Source organism: Cellulosimicrobium sp. 22598 (assembly GCF_052044445.1).
Classification (GTDB): Bacteria; Actinomycetota; Actinomycetes; order Actinomycetales; family Cellulomonadaceae; genus Cellulosimicrobium; species Cellulosimicrobium cellulans_G.
The window spans coordinates 148,699-166,131 of sequence record NZ_JBQEMZ010000004.1; the positions used below are offsets into that span (position 1 = coordinate 148,699).

Genomic DNA, 17,433 nt, shown 5'->3' on the forward strand with positions numbered 1-17,433 from the left:
CTCGTCGGCGTTCTCCGCCCGGCGACGCCGGACGTTGTCGCCGGGCCGGCGCCTCGGGCGAGCGCCGTCGTCCTCACGCTCGCACGGTGAGCGTGCTCCCGCCTCCGGGCACGCGCCGTACCTCGATGCGCTCCGCGATGGACTGCTTGAGCGCGTCGACGTGCGACACGACGCCGACGACGCGCCCACCCGCCCGGAGCCTCCCGAGGGCGGCGAGCACGGCTTCCAGCGTCTCGGGGTCCAGGCTGCCGAATCCCTCGTCGACGAAGAGCGTCCCCAGCTCGACGCCGCCCGCCTCGGCCGTGACGACGTCGGCGAGCCCGAGCGCCAGGCACAGGGACACGTAGAACGTCTCGCCGCCCGACAGCGTGCGCGGGTCGCGCTCCCGCTCGGTGACGTGGTCGAGGACCTTCATCGCGAGCCCGCGCTTGTGCGCGCGCACGTCCTCGCGCGTCGCGCTGCGCACGAGCTCGTACCGGCCCGACGACATCTCCGCGAGGCGCTCGTTCGCGGCGGCGACGACGTCCTCGAACCGCTGGACGAGGACGAACGTCGCGAGCGTGAGCGCGTGGGCGTTGTCCCCGGAGCCGGACGCCAGCGCCGCCATGCGCGCGACCGGCTCGGCGGCGGCCCGGGCCCGGGCCCAGTCGTCCACCGCCGTCCCGATCCCCTCCGCGGCGACGCGCGCGGCCTGCGCCTGACGGGCGACGAGCTCGTGGCGACGACCCGCGGCCCGGGCCGTCGCCTCGGCCTCGGCGACGGCGGCCCGCGCCGCGGCGACGTCGGGCGCGGCGTCTGCGGGGAGGTCCGCGAGGGCGGGGTCGGCGAGCCCGGCGGCCGTGGCGGCGCACGCCGCCTCGTGCTCGGCGACACGGCGCGCGAGCGCCAGCCGGTCCGGCTCGTCGAGGACGGCGGCGAGCGCGTCGGCGGCGTCCGCGAACCCCGACCGGTCGACGATCGCGCCGAGCTCGGCCGTGCGGTCCGCGACGGCCCGGGCCGCGACGGCGACCGCGGTGCTCGCGTCGGCGAGGGCGTCGATCGTGCGGAGCCGCTCGTCGAGCGCCGCGGCGAGCACGGCGACGGGGTTGCGGGTCCCGCCCTCGTCGGCGAGGGCGTCGGGCAGGTCGGCCAGCTCCACCAGGGGCCCGGCCGCGGCGATCTCCGCGCGGATCTCGGCCCGGTCGGCGTCGAGCGCCGCCTCGAGCTCGTCGAGGCGGGCCGTCGTGCCGGCGATCCCCTCCGCGAGCGCGGCGGCACGTTCCTGGAGCGCGGTCGTGCCGGCGTCGAGGGCGTCGAGCTCGCGCTCGGCGTCCGCGCGGTCGCGGGCCGCCGCCCGCGCGCCCGAGACGAGCGCGTCGACCTCCGCGACGCGCCCCGCCGCCTCGTGGGGCGTCAGGCCCTCGGCGTCCCGACGGCGCGCCGTCAGCCGTTCGGCGAGCACCCCCGCGCGCGCGGAGGCGTCGTGCAGCGCCAGCTCCGCCTCGGCCCGGCCGCGCTCCGCGTCCTCGACGTCCTGCGCGGTGGGGTGGCCGTCCGCGAGCGGCGCCGGGGCCGGGTGGTCCGTCCCGCCGCACACCGGGCACGGGGACTCCTCGACGAGGCCCGCGGCGAGCTCGCCCGCGAGGCCGGCGATCCGGGCCGCCCGGACCCGCGCCTCCTGCTCGACGGCGGCGCGCGCGACCGTCGCGGCCCGGGTCCGCGCGGCCCGGGCCGCCTCCTCCTCCCCCGCGAGCGCCGCGGCCTGCCGCGCCGCCTCCTCGACCGCACGCGCACGCAGCGCCTGCTCCTGGAGGGCACCGAGCGTCCCGGCGGTCTCCGCGAGCGACGTCAGCCGCAGGCGCAGCTCCTCGCGGAGCGCCGGCCGCGCGGCGAGCTCGTCGAGCGTGCGCGCTCGCTCCTCGACGGCCTGCACGACGGCCTTGCGTCCGTCCTCGACCTCCCGGTCCCGGGCGGGGAGCGAGGCGCCCACGGGGAGCAGCCGGGCCACGCGCACCCCGGCCGTCGCGACGTCGGCGCGCAGCGCCTCGAGCGTCGTCGGGTCGGCGTCGGCGAGGGACGCGGGCGCGCCCGTCCGGGCGAGCGCGAGCCGGTCGTGCGCGGCGGCGAGGAGCTGCTCCGCGCGGACGAGGCCCTGCGCCGCGGGGGCGACGACGGCGGCGCGGGTCGCGGCGTCGACGCGGCGGCGGTCGTCGGCGACCCGGGGCTCCTCCTCCGCGAGGCGCGCCTCCTCGGCGCGCAACCGCGCCACGCGCTCCACGGCGTCGGCGAGCGCCCGCTCGGCGTCGAGCCGGTCGCGCGCCGCGACGAGCGTCGCGTTGGTCGCGATCTCGCGCGCGGCGAGCGCCTCCGCCTCGGCCTCGAGCCCTGCGACGTGCGCGAGGGCGAGCGCGTGCACGCCCGGGGCCGGGGCCACCGTCCCCGCGCCCGCCGCCGTGGGCAGGAGCGGGCCCCCGTCCGCGACCCGGCCGTCGGCGAGCGCGGACCGGGACGACGGCACGCCGTCCGCGACGTGGACGCTCGCGGACCCGTCCGCCGCGGTTCGCGCCAGGTCCGCCGCGGCCCGGGCGAGGTCGGCCTCGTCGGCGCGGTGCAGCCGCGCGTCGTCGTGCGCGGCGTCGCGCAGTCGCCGGGCGTCGTCGGGCACGAGCCCCGCCGCCCCGGTGAACCGCTCGACCGCGCCGCGGACGCCCTGGCGCGCGCCGTCCGACCGTGCCCGCGCCGTGCGCGCGAGCTCGGCGAGCCGCACCGTCGCGCAGTGGTAGAGCTCGGTGCCGAAGACCTTCTGCAGCAGCACCGCCCGGTCCTCGGGCTTCGCGCGCAGGAACGTCGCGAACTCGCCCTGCGGCAGCACGACGGTCTGCACGAGCTGGCGCCGGTCGAGCCCGACGATCCGGCGGATCTCCTCCCCGGCCTCGTCGAGCCGTGTCGAGAGCAGCTCGCCCGGCGGGCCGTCGACGCCCGCGCAGGCCTGCGCGGACGGCACGCCCGCGAGCCGCCAGAGCCGGACCGACGCCTGCTGGGTCGTCGTGCCGGTGCCGCGCTTCTTGGGCCGGCGGTACTCGGGCGTCCGCCGCACGCGGTACACGCCCGACGGGACCTCCAGCACCAGGTCGACGAACGACTCGACCTCGGGCGCCGCGAACGCCGACCGGAGCCGGTCGTCGCTCGCCGCGTCGGACGCGACCTTGCCGTACAGCGCGAAGACGATCGCGTCGATGACCGTCGACTTGCCCGCGCCCGTGGGCCCGTCGAGGAGGTAGATCCCGGACGCGCCCAGGGCCGCGAGATCGACGTGCTGGAGGCCCGCGAACGGCCCGATCGCCTGGAAGGTCAGCGAGTGCAGGTGCATCAGGCGCTCCGCTCCTCCGCCAGCGCGAGCTCGAACGCCTCGCGCAGCACGGCGATCTCCGCGTCGCTCGGGGCGTGGCCCGCGACGTGCTCGACGAAGTCCCGCGCGACGTCGAGCGGGTCCCGCCCCGGCCCGACGGCGGTCACGACCTCCCGCTCCTCGGGGCGCGGAGGGCGGTGGGTCACCTGGAGCGCGTGCGGGAACCGCCCCCGGACGCGCGCGTAGAGCTCCGCGGGTCGCACCGCGTCCGTCACGACGACCCGCAGCCAGTCGTCGACGTGGGGTTCGCCGGCTGCCCCGAGCAGGTCGTCGAGCGTCCCCGTGACCTCGGCGAGCCGCCGCGGCACCGGCGCGGGGACGAGCTCGACGGCCGCGTCCGGGTCTCCACCGGCACCCCCTCCCAGCCGGTCCAGGTCGACGAGCGCCGTGGACTTGCGCTGGTGCCGCTCCGAGAAGGAGAACGCGAGCGGAGATCCCGAGTAGCGCGCGACCGTCGCCGAGCTGCTGCCATGACCTGCGGTTTCACGTGAAACGTCGGGCACGGCGACGCGCTGCGGCCCGTGCAGGTGCCCGAGCGCGACGTAGTCGACACCCCAGCCCCCGAACGTGGCCGCGGGCACGGCGTCGACGCCGCCCACGCGGATGTCCCGCTCCGACTCCGACGCGAGCCCGCCGACCACGAACGCGTGCCCGACGACGACGGCACGGGCGCTCGGGTGCTGCGCGCGGCGACGTGCGAGGTCGGCCCCCACGCGCCGCATCGCCGCGGCCATGACGGCCTCGTGCGACCGGGCGAGCGGCCTCCGCGCACCGCCGGCGCTCGGGTCCGGGCGGTCGGCCCCGGCGTCGTCGCCCTCGGCCAGCGCGTGGCGCGCCGTGTCCGGGTCGAGGTACGGCAGCGCGTAGACCAGCAGCGAGGCGTCACCCTCGGCCGCCCGACCCCGGGGCCCGGGGCGCGGCGCGAGGACGACGGGCGTCCCGACGTCGGACAGCCGCGCGCGCAGGTGCACGCCCGGGCGCATCACGCGGTCCCCGAACCCGAGCCGGACCGCGGAGTCGTGGTTCCCGGGCGTGACCACGACGTGCGCGTGCTCCGCGAGCCGCGTCAGCGCGTCGGACAGGAGCGAGACCGCGTCGACCGGCGGGACGGCGCGGTCGTACACGTCCCCCGCGACGACGACGGCGTCCACGTCCTCCGTGCGGGTCAGCTCGACGAGGTGGTCGAGGTGCGCGGCCTGGTGCTCCAGCAGGTCGACCCCGTGCAGCGTGCGCCCGAGGTGCCAGTCGGACGTGTGCAGGATGCGCATGACCGCACCGTACCGGCGGGGGCCCACAGCCCCCGGGACCCGGGCGGTCGGGCGCGGACCGGGTCAGACCGCCCCGACGACCTCGATCGGGCCCGTCGACGCGCCGCTGCGCTCCACGGGGATACGGCCGCCCATGCCGATCATGTCGAGCAGCTCGACGATGCTGGTCGACGGGTCGCGGAGCACCACGTCGCGGCCGTCCTCCTCGCCGAGCATGTAGAGCTGGATGATGAACGCGATGCCCGACGAGTCGATGAAGGTCACGTCGGCGACGTCGACCACGACGCGCCCGCGCGTGTCCAGCACGTACGACATCGCCTCGCTCGCGCGGTCGCGCAGCGCCGCGTCGATCTCTCCCCACATCGTCACGACCACGCCGCCGTCAGCCGGGGCGTAGACGATCCCGCTCGTCCGGTCGATCGCGCTGCCTGTGTCCACGGTTCCCGCTCACCGTCTCTCTCGAGTCGTCCTGCGTGCTGTCGGCCGCCCCTCCGGACAACGTCCGGTGACGACGGCCTGTTCCCCGCGCGCCCCCGCGAGGCTCCGTCCGGTCGCGTGCGCCGCCGTCGGGCGACGGACCGCGCCGGGCGACCGTGACCGGAGCAGAACGAGTCTGCACCCGACGCGCTGCGCGCACCAGCCCTCGCGGGGGTGGTCCTCGACCTTTCTCCGAACCCACACAACCGCCGCGCCGCAGCCGGTCGCACGCGCTACAGCGGCTCCGTGACGTCCGCGACCTGCGCGCCCAGCGCGCCGACGAGCGCCCGCCCGTCCACCGTCGCCGCGACGCCGTGCGCGCCCCCGCCGATCGAGACGAGCCGCGCCGCGGCGTCGGGCTCCGCACCCTCGCCCCCCGCGACGTCGACGTCGTCGCCCTCCCCCGGCCCGGCCACGACCCGGACGTCCGCGACCACGGGCCAGGCGTGCGTCGAGCCGAACGGGGTGATCGTGCCGCGCTCGTAGCCCGTGACGTCGCGCGCGACCTCCTTGTCCGGCATCGACAGGCGCGAGACGCCGAGGAGCGCGCGCAGCTTGGGCCACGAGATCTGGCGGTCGCCGGGGACGAGGACGAACAGGTAGTCGTCCTCCGCGCGCCGTACGACGATCGTCTTGAGGACGCGCGACGGGTCCACGCCACGGGCCGCGGCGGCCTCCTCGAGCGACCCCACCCGGCCGTGCCGCGTGACGGTGTGGTCGATGCCCGACGCCTCCAGCGCCGCCAGGGCGCGCTCGCTGCTCATGGCACCGACCCTAGCCGCCCCGTCCGTCGCCCATCCCGGCGCACGCCCCGGCGCCGGGCGTCAGACGTCGTCGAACTCCGTCACGACCGTGCGCCAGTACTCCGCGCCGTCGCGCGTGCGGTGCACGAGGCCGGCGTCGACCATCGCGCGGCGCAGCGACACCGGGTCCGCCGCGCGGGCCGCGAGCCGCTTGGTCAGCGTGAGCTCGGTGACGGGCTCCTCCAGCGGCAGCACCTGTGCCGCCAGGAACCGCACCACGAGCTCGCGGTCCCGCTGCCGCTTGGGCGAGCGCAGCAGGCGGCCGTCGACGAGGAACCGCTCGGGACCCGTCGGCCGGGGCGTGGGCACCGTCGCGAGCAGCGCCGCGAACCGCTCCGGCGCGGCGCGCAGGAACCCGGTCTCGTCCCGCACGACGACCCCTGCCGCGAGGAGCGGCGCGAGCCGCCGCCGCTCGTCGGTCGACAGCACCGCCTCGGCGGGGCCCTCCGTCACGACGCGCGCGAGCACCTCCAGCCGCCCCGCGTCCGCGAGCGACGCGACGACCTGCTTCCACGCGTTGTCCGGCGCCACGGCACCGGTCTGCTCGACGTCCACCCACCGACCCTAAGCACCCTCCGGCGCCCCGGGCCAGCGACTTGTCAGCGCCCCACCGGTCGCGAGAGGCGTGCGGCGCTGACCGGCGCAGGGCTCACGCCAGGTGCACGACGTCGCCCGTCCAGCGCTGCCGCAGCCACCGGTCGTGCGACGCGACGACGACGGCGCCCGGCCACTCCTCGACGGCCTCCATGAGCTCCCCCGCGAGCGTGAGCGACACGTGGTTCGTCGGCTCGTCGAGGAGCAGCACGTCCGGCGCCTGCGTGACGAGCATCGCGAGCACGACGCGCCGCCGCTGGCCCACCGACAGCTCCGCGAGCGGACGCCCGAGGTCGCGTGGCGCGAGCAGCCCGTGCGCGTCCACGGCGGCCTCGCGCGCGCCCGCCCGGTCGGCCGGGTCCCAGCCCTGCGCGAGGGCGAGGAGCTCGCGCGGGGTGCGGTCGTCGTCGTGCAGGTGGACGTCCTGCTCCAGCAGGCCGACGCGCACCCCGCGCGCCCGCCCGACCGTGCCCGCGTCAGGCACGAGGTCGCCCGCGAGGACGTGCAGCAACGTCGACTTCCCCGCGCCGTTGGCGCCCGTGACGAGCAGCCGCGTGCCGCGCGCGACCTCGATCGAGGGCACGCCCGACGCGGTCATGTCGAGCCGGTCGGAGCGCTCGCCGGGCGCCCCCGTGCCCGCCGGCCGGTGCACGACGACGCCCCGCGCCCACGCGACGACGTCGCCGCCGCCGGGGGTCGCCGCGCCGCCGCCGTCCGGCGGCGCGAACCGCAACGGCGCCGGGGGCTTGCGCACCTGGTCGCGCTCCAGGGCGTCGAGGCGCTGCTGCGCGTTGCGCACGCGCCGCGACACCTGGCTCTGGACGCGCTCCCCCTTGAAGTCGTAGAGGATCTTCGCCTGGTTGCCGCGCTCGCGGTTCTTCGAGACGTCGCGCGCGGTGACCGCGACGGACCGGCGCAGCTCGACGAGCTCCGCCTGCTCGGCCTCGAACCGCTGCTCCCAGCGCGCGCGCTCGACGCGCTTGGCCTCCAGGTAGTCGCTGTACGTGCCGCCGTAGAGCGTGGCCGCGCCGCCGCCGGGGCGCGGGCTCCCGTTCGCGGCTCCGCGCAGCGGCTCGGCCACCGGGTCGAGGTCGAGGATCTCCGTGCACACCTCGTCGAGGAAGACCCGGTCGTGGCTCGCGAGCACGACGGCACCCGGGAGCGCGCGCAGCGCCGCCGCGAGGAACTCGGCGGCGTCGTCGTCGAGGTGGTTCGTCGGCTCGTCGAGCAGCAGCGCGCCGGGCTGACGGACCAGCAGCGCGGCGAGCCCGAGGCGCGTCCGCTGCCCGCCCGAGAGCGAGCCGACGGCACGGCCGGCGACGCCGTCGACGTCGAGCCCCAGGCCGGCGAGCGTGCGGGCGGCCCGGGCGTCGGCGTCCCACACGTCCGCGAGCTCGGCCCGGTCGAGGGCGCGCGCGTACGCCGCGTCGGCACCCGCGACGGGCCCCGCTCCGTCGGGACCCGTGAGAGCGAGCGCCGCCTCCTCGAGCTCGCGCTCGATCGCGCGGACGCGCGCCAGCGCGTCGTCGACGACCGCACGCACGGTCGCCGACGGCGGGTACGGGAACTCCTGGTGCAGGAACCCGAGGTCGTCGGGCCGGGTCACGGCCCCGTCGTCGGGCGCGAGCGTGCCCGCGAGCACGCGCAGCAGGGTGGACTTGCCGACGCCGTTCTCGCCGACGAGACCCGTGCGGTGGCCGGGGTCGACGGCGAGGTCGACGCCGCGCAGGACGGGACGTCCCGCGAACGACACGCGGACGTCGGACGCACGCAGGACGGGGGTGGAACGGGCCACGGGTGATCACCTACCAGGGTGCCCGGGCGGCACGCACGCGCGCCGGGACGGCGCGGGGGCCACGACGACGGGCTCGACGGGACGGAGCGGTCGGGGCAGGTGAGGATCACATCGTCACCGAGGCTACGCGGTCGCCTCGCACGGCGCACGGGAATTACCGGACGGTGCGCAGCGCGGGCGAGGCGAACCCGCCGCCCTCCTGGACCCGACGGGTCACGCGTCAGGGTGCGGTCGTCTCCGTGGCGCCTGCCGTGGGCTCGTCGGCCGGCGCCGACGTCGGCGCGGCAGTCGGCTCCTCCGTGGGATCCGGCGTCGGCTCGGGATCCACCGGGGGCTCCGGGTCGGCGGGCCCGGTCGAGACGACGATCGTCACCGTGCTCCCCGGCGCGACCTGGGCACCGGAGCCCGGGTCGACCGCGATCACGGTGCCCGCCGCGGCGGCGTCCTCCCGGGTCGTCACGCTGGCCTTGAGCCCCACCTTCTCGAGCGCTGCCACGACGTCGGCCTGCGTCCGTCCGACGAGCGCGGTCGGCACGGTGACCTTCGCGGGCTCCGGATCGGGCGGCGTCGTCGGGTCGGGCGGCGTCGTGGGTGTGGTCGGGTTCGTCGGCGTCGGCGTCGTCGGAGGCGTCGGCTTCGGCGCGGGCGGCGGGGTCGGGGTCGACGGCTTCTGCGGGGTCGACGGCGTGGTGCCCTCGGAGGGCGAGTAGCGCGTCGGCATCTTGCCCGCGGCGAAGAACTCGAAGTGCCACGGCTCGGGCTTGGACCCGTTCGGCCGAGCCCAGGCGGGGTTGTCCCAGCCGTAGTCCGGGCCGTGCATGCGCAGCCAGACGTACTCGCGCGACGTGCCCGACGGGACGTTGCCGCCGATGTCGATCGCCAGGCCCCAGCCGTGCTGGGACGTCCCGGGGACCGCGGCGAGGTAGGGCTTGATGGCCTTCAGCCGCACCTGCTCGTCGTAGGGGCGGTACGCGTCGGTGATCTTCAGCGCGTACCCGAACTCCTTCTGGAACTCCGCCGCGAGGGCCTCGAGCTGCACCGCGGCGTCGCAGCGCAGCGTCTTGCCGGGCGCGAAGTCGAGGGCGCACAGCGCCTCGGGCGGGATCCGCCCGTTCTGGTACTGCGCCGTCGAGCCGGCGTACCGAGCGACGACCTCCGCGAGCCGCTCCGCGAGCGTCGTGCCCGCGAGCGCCGTCGCACCGGCTGCCGGCACGACGCCGACGGGAGAGAAGTCGGTGCCGAGCAGGTCCGCGAGGTGCGTCGCCGAGACGACGACGTCCTCGAGCGTCACGTCGCCGTGGGCGTGGTCGTCGTCCTCGGCGTGCTCGCCGTCACCGCTGTCAGACGACGGGTCGGCGGGGTCGCCCGAGGTGCCGTCGAGCTCTCCCGGGGCGACGCCGTCGGGAGCCGGCACGGCGTCCTCGGGGAGCGTCCGGTCCCCGGGCGACGTCGCGCCGCCGGTGGAGCCCGGCCCCGTCGGCGCGTCGCCCGACGGCGACGGGCTCGGCGACCCGCTCGGGCTCGGCGACGCGCTCGGGTCGGGGCTGCTCGTCGGGCTCGGGCTCGGGGACGAGGCGGTGCGGGTGGCGGACGTGCGCACCACGTCCGCGTCGCCCGCGGCGTCGACCGACGCCGGCTTCTGCGCGGGGCGCCCAGGGGGCGTCTTCTGCCCGCCCGAGCCGGGGACCGCGGTGTCGTCGGGGCCCGCGCCCGGGTCGAGCGGCTCCGGGAGGTCGGGGACCTCCGCGTCGTCGAGCGACTCGTCGAGGTCCAGACCGCCGTCCGGGACCACCTGGACCGGCACGCGGCGCGCGGCGTCCTGCTGGGCGAGGTACGTGGCGAGGAGCATGCCGAGCTCCGCGCGCGCCTGCTCCACGGGCGCGGTGACCTCCCCGTCCGAGAGCGCGTTCGCCGTGGCGAGGACCTCGATCGCGCCGTCGAGCTGCTGGTCCTCGTCGAGGCCGGCCCCGAGGGTGCTCGACAGCGCCGAGACCTGCGTCGCGGTCGTGGCCTCCGCGGTGAAGAACGAGGCGCCCGGTCGGGGCTCGACGCTCCCGGCGAGCGCGGCGGCGAGCGTGATCGCGAGCGCGGAGGAGATGAGGACGTGGGAGACGGTGCGGGCTCGCCGCGCGAAGGTGGGCGTGGGGGCGGGTGCGGGCGCAGCAGGCTCGGTCGCCTCGGGGACGTCGTCCGTCGCGCCCTCGTGCTCCGCCGTGGTGCTCACCGCTCACTCCCGTGCTTCGTGCCCTGCCACGGACCTGCGTCCCGCACGCCGGTTCAGCGCGTCGTCGCGCCCGACGTCACGGCTGCGCGCGCCCACCGGTCGGTGTGCCGCACGCCACAGTGCCCTCGTCCGCCTACCGTACACCGCCTCCACGAGGCTCTCACCCCTGTCTCATGTTCGCGGGGGAGAATGCCGACATGAGTTCACCGACGCGTCACCGCAGGTCAACGTCACGCTCGTGCGCGCTCGGCGCGGCCGTCGTGGCGATCCTCGCGCTCGCCGGGTGCGCGGAGGACGGCTCGGTGAGCGTCCCGGAGTTCACCCTCACCGGGGACCAGGTGCAGCAGTTCCTCGACGACGCCCGCTCGCAGGCGGAGACGATCGGCGACGACGTCCGGTCGCTCGCCGACGACCTCGGCTCGCTCTCCGGCGAGACCCGCACGCGCGCCGAGGACGCGGTCTCGGCGGCGCAGGAGGCCGCGGACGAGGCCCGTGCCGCGGCGGACGAGGCGGCGACGGCCACGGAGGACACGCGCGCCGAGGCCGAGCAGCGTCTCGCGGACGCCGAGACCGCGCTCGAGGACGCGTCCACCGAGCTCGACGCCGTCGCGGACTCCCTCTCCGGCGCCGACGCCGCCGTCCGGGACGCGATCGAGAGCCTGCGCACGCGCGTCGACGAGCTGCGCGCCGACCTCGACGAGTCCACGGGCTCCTGAGGGAACGTCGCGCCGGCGAGATCCCGGCACCCCGGGGACCTAGGTCCCCGGGGGCGGCGACCTTTGCCTGACGTCCACCCTTCCTTCACAGGGGTTTGCTTGGTCTCAGGAGCCCGACCGCACCGGCCGGGTCGATGAGAGGGGACAGTGATGAAGGGGACGATCGAGCGGAACGCCAACGCGCCGCTCCCCACGGTCGAAGGCAGCGAGCCGGAGACCCTCAGCCTCGCGGAGCGCGCTCCGCGACACACCCAGGTCGTCCTCGGCGTCCTGCGGATCGTGATCGGCTTCTACTTCCTCTGGGCGTTCCTGGACAAGACGTTCGGGCTCGGGTTCGCGACCCCCGCCGAGCGGTCGTGGATCAACGGGAACAGCCCGACGACCGGCTTCCTGTCGAACCTCGAGGGCACGTTCTCGGGCTTCTTCAGCGGCCTCGCGGGGAACGCGTTCATCGACGTGCTCTTCATGGTCGGCCTGCTCGGCATCGGGCTCGCCCTGATCCTGGGCATCGGGATGCGGATCGCCGCGGTGAGCGGCACGCTCCTGCTCCTGCTCATGTACCTGGCCGAGCTCCCGCTCGTGACCAACCCGATCATCGACGACCACATCACGATGTCGCTGACGATCATCGCGCTCACCCTCCTCGGGGCGGGCAGCGTGCTCGGGCTCGGCAGGACGTGGAAGAAGATCCCGTTCGTCCAGCGCAACACCTGGCTGGTCTGACGGTTCGACCGCCCGCCGTGTGCGGCGGGCCACGGGGCGACCGATACCGCGCGACGATTCTGAGGCCGTCGCTGCAGGGAGTCGCTCCCGGGGGAAGAGGGACGTGCGGGCGGTGGGGAGACCACCCGCACGTCCCGCCCCTCGCGCCCGGCAGGGCGACCGACGCTCGACGGAGCGGGTCGCCCGCCGGGCGCCTCTCTGTCCGTACCCGCGCGCCCGTCCCCGTGCGTCAGCCGAAGCGGTCGAGCAGCTCCGCCGCCTCGGGGTCGCCCTGGGCGGCGGCCTCGCTCCACAGGGTCATCGCCTCGGCGACCCGGCCGGCCCGCAGCCGCAGGACCCCGAGGCTCGTGCGCGCGGTCGGCTCGCCCGCGAGCGCCGCCTGCTCCAGCAGGTCCTCCGCGTCGAGCGCGCGGCCCGCGCGGACGTAGAGGTCCGCGAGCGCCGCCGCCACGCGGGCCTCGCCCGCCGCGGCCCAGCCCTCCAGGAGGGCGACGGCGTCGTCGCCCGTGAGCGCGCCGCTGCGCGTCAGCTCGACGGCGGCCTCCCAGCTCTCGCCCGACGTCGCGACGAGGAGGTCGGCGGCGGCGTCCTGCTCCCCCAGCTCGGCGAGCACCTCCGCGAGCCGCACGGAGGCGCCCTCGACCTCCTGCGCCTGCTCGTACCACCGCCGGGCGGCGTGCAGGTCCCCCCGCTCGGTCGCGACCTGCGCGGCCATGAACGCACCGAGCACGTCGCCCGCGAGCCCCGCGAGCTCGAAGCAGCGGAACGCCTCGGCGGCGTCGCCGGCCTCGTGGTGCGCGACGGCCAGGCGGTAGACCGCCCCGGGGACGCCGTGCTCGACGGCCGACTCGTAGAACGGCACGGCCGCGGCGGGACTGCCGAGGGCGCGCAGGTCGTCGGCGATCGCGACGAGCTCGGCGGGGTCGTCGGGGTGCAGGTGCCCGACGGCGGCCCGCAGGTCGGCGAGCGCGGTCGCCGTGGCGGGGGTCGCGCTCCGGTCGGTGGTCGGCATGCGGCACCGCGTCCCTTCGGCCCCCTGCGTCGACGGCCTCGGTCGGCTCGCGCCGGGCCGGCCGCGGTGGGCGACCGGCAGGACGGCGACGGACGTCCCGAGATGTGGACGCACGATAGCGCGGGGGTGTCGCCCACGTCACACCTCGACGTCGGGCGGGGTGCTGCCCGGGGCCTCCCGTCTGGGAGACTGGCTCGGGTGAGCGGAACGACGGACCTGCCGGCCACCGCCGGGCAACGTGTGCTGGACGCGGTCGTGGCCGTGACGAGCGACCTCGACCTCCCGCAGGTGCTGCGGCGCATCGTCGAGGCGGCCATGGAGCTGACCGGCGCCCGGTACGGGGCGCTGGGCGTGCTCGACGCCTCGGGCCGCGAGCGCCTCGCGCAGTTCATCCCGCTGGGCCTCTCGGACGACGAGGTCGCCGCGATCGACCACTGGCCGCACGGCGAGGGGCTGCTCGGCGAGCTCATCGACCACCCGGAGCCCATCCGCGTCCCGGAGATCGCCGACGACGTCCGCTCGGCCGGCTTCCCCGAGGGGCACCCGCCGATGCACACGTTCCTCGGCGTCCCGGTCCGGGTGCGCGAGACGGTGTTCGGCAACCTCTACCTCACGGACAAGCGGGCGCCAGGAGCGGACGGCCAGGAGCTCACGGAGGAGTTCACGGCGGACGACGAGGCGGCGGTGATCGCGCTCGCCGCCGCGGCGGGCGTCGCGATCGAGAACGCGCGTCTCTACGGGCGGGCCAAGCAGGTGGGCGTGCTGGAGGACCGCGACCGCATCGCGCGCGACCTGCACGACGTCGTGATCCAGCGCCTGTTCGCGTCCGCGATGACCCTCATGAGCGTGCAGCCGCTCGTGGCCGACCCGAACGCGCGGACCCGGATCGAGGAGACCGTCTCCGACCTCGACGAGACGATCCGGCAGATCCGTTCGACCATCTTCGCCCTGCACACCGCGACCGACCCGGACGCGCCGTCGATCGAGGACAGGTTCCGCGCGCAGGCGGAGGCCGCGACGACGGTGCTCGGCTTCGCGCCGGAGGTCAGCGTGGAGGTCGCGGCCGAGGGGTCCGGCGCGGGCGTGACCGACGGCGGTCCGAGCCTGCCCGCCGAGGTCGCCGACCAGCTCGTCGTCGTGCTCGGCGAGTCCCTGACCAACGTGGCCCGGCACGCGCAGGCGCGTCACGTCGTCGTGCACCTGTCCGTGACCGCGCACGAGGCGCGCCTGGCCGTCACGGACGACGGCGTGGGCATCCAGCCCGGCGGGCGTCGCTCGGGTCTGCGCAACATGCAGGCGCGCGCGGCGGCTCTGGGCGGGTCGAGCACCGCGACCGCCCTGCCCGACGGCGGGACGCGGCTCGAGTGGTGGGTGCCGCTCGCCTGACGCGGCCCCGGGCGCCTCGGTCCGGGTCGGCCGAGAATCGGCCGAGGATCGGCAGAGGATCGGCAGAGAGTCAGCGCAGTATCCGCCGCCCGGTGACGATGCGCGGGACGACCTTGATGACGCGGTCGCGCACGCCCGGCACGAACGTCACGAGCGGGAGGGCGAGCAGCCGCGCCCGCTCCACCGGCTCGGTGACCTCGAACGTGCGGCCGACGAGCACGACGGACCAGCCGGAGCGGGCCTCCGCGTCGAACTGGTCCACCTCGAACGCGACGACCGCGCGGCTCGCGGCGACCGCGAGCTTGGAGCCCTCGGCGGTGCGGAACACGACGTCCGGCCCGTCGAGGACGAAGTTCACCGGCTGGATCGCCGGCAGCGCGTGGTCGGTGTAGACGATCCTGCCCACGGGGACGGTCGCGAGGAGCGCGTAGCTCTCCTCCGGCGTGAGCTCCGCGAGCCCTGCCGAGGCGCGCGGGCGCTCGGCCGTCGCGAGCCCCCCGCTCCCCACCGGTGCCCCTGTCCCGGTCCGCTCGACTGTGTCCATCTCCACATCGTCGCGCCGCGGTGTCAGATCCGGGAGTGCCGAAGGTCCCGACGCCGCGCGGTCGCCCGGACCCTCGCCGCCGGCCCCCGGACCGTCCGGCGGCGAGCCCTCGGGCCCCGCGGGGCGCGCCCCCGCGCCGCCCTCAGGGACGGAAGGGCTGGCCACCGTGCTGCCGGTCCCCTGCCGGCGCGCCCGCGCCCGGGGTGCCCTGGCGCGACGCCTCCTCCTGGCGCATCTCGGTCGCGAGCACCGCGACCTGGGTGCGCCGCTGCAGGCCGAGCGTCGCGAGGACGTGCGAGACGTAGTTCTTGACCGTCTTCTCCGCGAGGTAGAGGCGCTTGCCGATCTCGCGGTTCGTCAGCCCCTCGCCGATGAGCGCGACGATCTGGCGCTCCTGCTGGGACAGCCCTTCGAGGCGGTCGGGGGTCTCGTCCGCGGCGTGGCGCAGGCGCTCGAGCACGCGCGCCGTGCTGGCCGGGTCGAGCAGCGACCCGCCCGCCGCGACGGTGCGGACCGCGCCGACGAGGTCGGAGCCGTGGATCTGCTTGAGCACGTACCCCGACGCCCCGGCGAGCACGGCCTGGAACAGCGCCTCGTCGTCGGCGAACGACGTGAGCATGAGGCAGCCGACCTCGGGGAGCTCGGAGCGCACCTCGCGGCACACCTCGACGCCGGAGCCGTCGGGCAGGCGCACGTCGAGGATCGCGACGTCGGGCCGGGTCGCCTTGATGCGCGCGAGCGCGGAGGCGGCGGTGCCGGCCTCGCCGACGACGGTGATGTCACCGGCCGCCTCGAGCAGCGCGGCGACGCCGCGCCGGACCACCTCGTGGTCGTCGAGCAGGAACACACGGATCGGGTGGGGAGAGCCCATGCCCTCAACGTAGCCCGTCGGGGGCGGATTCTCGCGCGCGCGAGGGGGTGACGCCGCAGGTGCGGGACCTTCGTCCCACCACCTCGAGCCGTGGGTCCTCGCGCGCGAGGGCGGTCGCAGGGTGCGCACGCCCGGGCTCGGGGGGTATCCAGGAGGTGTGCAGGCGGCGGGCACGACCCGCCGCGAAGGGGACGAGGGACCGAGGTGGGAACCGTGAGCGGATCGACGCAGCAGGTCGTGCTGGTCGGAGTGGACGGCAGCGCGACGAGCGGCAAGGCCCTGGACTGGGCCGTGCGCGAGGCGGCCCGCCGCGGCGCGCAGCTGCGCGTGCTGCACGTCGCCTACGTGCCGGTGGTCGCGACGCCGTTCGTCGGGGGCGCGTACTACCCGAGCGTCGAGGAGCTCGGCGAGATCGCCGGGCCCATCCTGTCGGCCGCCGCGGAGCGCGCCGCGCACGTCGACCCCACGGTCCCCGTCCGCACCACGCTGCGCTCCGGCCCGCCCGCGGAGGCGCTCCTGGACGAGGCCAAGGACGCCGACCTCGTCGTCGTGGGGTCGCGCGGCCTGGGCTCGGTCGGCTCCATGTTCTTCGGGTCCGTCGGGACGCGGCTCGCCGCACGCTCGCCCGTGCCCGTCGTCGTCGTGCCGCCCGTCGTGGAGCGGAGCGAGCGGACGACGGACGTCGTGGTCGGCGTCGACGGGTCCGTGCACGGCGACGCCGCGCTGCGGTTCGCGCTCGACGAGGCCGCCCGCACCCGGTCGCGCGTCGTCGCGGTGTGCGCGTGGCGGCTGCCCGTGGGGCCGCTGTGGGAGGAGAACCCGTCGTTCTACACGTCGGCCGAGCGCGACGCGCGCGCCGAGGCGTCGCGCACCGTCGAGGCCGCGCTCGCGCGCGTGCGGACCGCCGACCACGACGACGTCCTCGTCGAGACGTTCGTCGTGGACCGCGAGCCGTCCGTCGCGATCCGGGAGGCCGCGGCGGGGGCCGCGCTGACCGTCGTCGGCTCGCGCGGCCGCGGCGACCTGCGCGGCATGGTCCTCGGCTCCGTGAGCCAGCAGGTGCTGCACCACGCGACGCACCCGGTCGCGGTCGTGCACGCGAGCAAGGGCTGACCCGCCGTCAGGCCCAGGGGTCGGTGATCTCGCGCAGGCGCGCGAGCTGGCGCCGCAGCGACGCCATGCCGCGCACCCCGAGGTGCGCGGTCCACTCCGCCTCGACGCGGGCCAGCTCCGCCGCGGCGACGCGCGAGGCCGCCTCCCCGCGCGGCGCGACGCGCACGAGGCGCGCCCGACCGTCGGCGGGGTCGGGGACCCGCTCCACGTAGCCGGCGGCCTCGAGCTGGTCGACGAGGAACCCCGCCGTCTGCTTGGTGATCTCGGCCGCCTCCGCGAGCTCGGTGAGGCGCGTGCCGTCCGGCCCGATCCGCTGGAACACCCGGAGCTGCGCAGGCGTCGCGTCGTCGAAGCCCGCCTCGCGGACCGCGGTGTACACCCGGAGCTCGAGCGCGCGGTACGGGATGAACAGGAGCAGCCCGGTGTTGAGCTCGTCCTGCTCGCTCACGGTGCCTCCGTCGGGTCGTCGGGGGGGGTTGACCATCGTCAGTGCGACTGACTAAAGTAGTCAGATCATCG

15 protein-coding genes are annotated in these 17,433 nt (G+C 76.6%); 4 read left to right on the forward strand and 11 right to left on the reverse strand.

Annotation, left to right across the window (positions count from 1 at the left end; genetic code table 11):
• Positions 1–73 precede the first annotated feature (73 nt).
• The 7 genes from ACTJIY_RS06165 to ACTJIY_RS06195 all read right to left on the reverse strand — a co-directional run bounded on the left by ACTJIY_RS06165 (position 74) and on the right by ACTJIY_RS06195 (position 10,549).
• Positions 74–3,349 (reverse strand): AAA family ATPase, encoded by a 3,276-nt coding sequence (locus ACTJIY_RS06165; protein ID WP_440673491.1) that lies wholly within the window; start codon positions 3,347–3,349, stop codon positions 74–76.
• Positions 3,349–4,656, reverse strand: a complete 1,308-nt coding sequence (locus tag ACTJIY_RS06170) for an exonuclease SbcCD subunit D (RefSeq protein WP_440673490.1) — start codon at positions 4,654–4,656, stop codon at positions 3,349–3,351. Before ACTJIY_RS06170 ends, ACTJIY_RS06165 begins: the two co-directional genes overlap by 1 nt.
• Before the next feature lie 63 nt (positions 4,657–4,719).
• Complete coding sequence (locus ACTJIY_RS06175; protein WP_253054638.1) at positions 4,720–5,094, reverse strand: STAS domain-containing protein; 375 nt, start codon at positions 5,092–5,094, stop codon at positions 4,720–4,722.
• A gap of 272 nt (positions 5,095–5,366) precedes the next feature.
• The gene (locus ACTJIY_RS06180) at positions 5,367–5,897 is read right to left on the reverse strand and encodes an aminoacyl-tRNA deacylase (protein ID WP_440673489.1); all 531 of its coding nucleotides are present in this window, start codon (positions 5,895–5,897) and stop codon (positions 5,367–5,369) included.
• A 60-nt stretch (positions 5,898–5,957) separates the two neighbouring features.
• Positions 5,958–6,491, reverse strand: coding sequence for a DUF2087 domain-containing protein (locus ACTJIY_RS06185; RefSeq protein ID WP_353706773.1), 534 nt, complete (start codon positions 6,489–6,491; stop codon positions 5,958–5,960).
• Positions 6,492–6,585: 94 nt separating this feature from the next.
• Positions 6,586–8,325, reverse strand: a complete 1,740-nt coding sequence (locus ACTJIY_RS06190; protein ID WP_440673488.1) for an ABC-F family ATP-binding cassette domain-containing protein — start codon at positions 8,323–8,325, stop codon at positions 6,586–6,588.
• Positions 8,326–8,545: 220 nt separating this feature from the next.
• Positions 8,546–10,549 (reverse strand): PASTA domain-containing protein, encoded by a 2,004-nt coding sequence (locus ACTJIY_RS06195; protein ID WP_440673487.1) that lies wholly within the window; start codon positions 10,547–10,549, stop codon positions 8,546–8,548.
• A 197-nt stretch (positions 10,550–10,746) separates the two neighbouring features.
• Here ACTJIY_RS06195 and ACTJIY_RS06200 point away from each other — a divergent pair, with 197 nt between their 5' ends.
• Entirely contained in the window at positions 10,747–11,265 is a 519-nt protein-coding gene (locus ACTJIY_RS06200; protein ID WP_440673486.1) for a hypothetical protein, read from the forward strand.
• A 150-nt stretch (positions 11,266–11,415) separates the two neighbouring features.
• Complete coding sequence (locus ACTJIY_RS06205) at positions 11,416–11,988, forward strand: hypothetical protein (RefSeq protein ID WP_253054651.1); 573 nt, start codon at positions 11,416–11,418, stop codon at positions 11,986–11,988.
• Between the two features lie 229 nt (positions 11,989–12,217).
• Here the strand turns inward: ACTJIY_RS06205 and ACTJIY_RS06210 are convergent, their stop codons facing one another.
• Positions 12,218–13,000, reverse strand: a complete 783-nt coding sequence (locus tag ACTJIY_RS06210; RefSeq protein ID WP_440673485.1) for a tetratricopeptide repeat protein — start codon at positions 12,998–13,000, stop codon at positions 12,218–12,220.
• 198 nt (positions 13,001–13,198) lie between these two features.
• Between ACTJIY_RS06210 and ACTJIY_RS06215 the strand changes: the two genes are divergently transcribed.
• A complete protein-coding gene (locus ACTJIY_RS06215) occupies positions 13,199–14,386 on the forward strand; it encodes a GAF domain-containing sensor histidine kinase (RefSeq protein ID WP_353706778.1) in 1,188 nt (395 codons plus the stop codon).
• 70 nt (positions 14,387–14,456) lie between these two features.
• Here the strand turns inward: ACTJIY_RS06215 and ACTJIY_RS06220 are convergent, their stop codons facing one another.
• A complete protein-coding gene (locus ACTJIY_RS06220; RefSeq protein ID WP_253054657.1) occupies positions 14,457–14,930 on the reverse strand; it encodes a pyridoxamine 5'-phosphate oxidase family protein in 474 nt (157 codons plus the stop codon).
• A 142-nt stretch (positions 14,931–15,072) separates the two neighbouring features.
• Positions 15,073–15,801, reverse strand: a complete 729-nt coding sequence (locus ACTJIY_RS06225; protein WP_253054659.1) for a response regulator — start codon at positions 15,799–15,801, stop codon at positions 15,073–15,075.
• A 213-nt stretch (positions 15,802–16,014) separates the two neighbouring features.
• Here ACTJIY_RS06225 and ACTJIY_RS06230 point away from each other — a divergent pair, with 213 nt between their 5' ends.
• Complete coding sequence (locus tag ACTJIY_RS06230) at positions 16,015–16,914, forward strand: universal stress protein (protein WP_253054661.1); 900 nt, start codon at positions 16,015–16,017, stop codon at positions 16,912–16,914.
• A gap of 7 nt (positions 16,915–16,921) precedes the next feature.
• Here ACTJIY_RS06230 and ACTJIY_RS06235 read toward each other — a convergent pair whose 3' ends face one another.
• Complete coding sequence (locus tag ACTJIY_RS06235; protein WP_353706780.1) at positions 16,922–17,362, reverse strand: MarR family winged helix-turn-helix transcriptional regulator; 441 nt, start codon at positions 17,360–17,362, stop codon at positions 16,922–16,924.
• Positions 17,363–17,433: the final 71 nt, after the last annotated feature.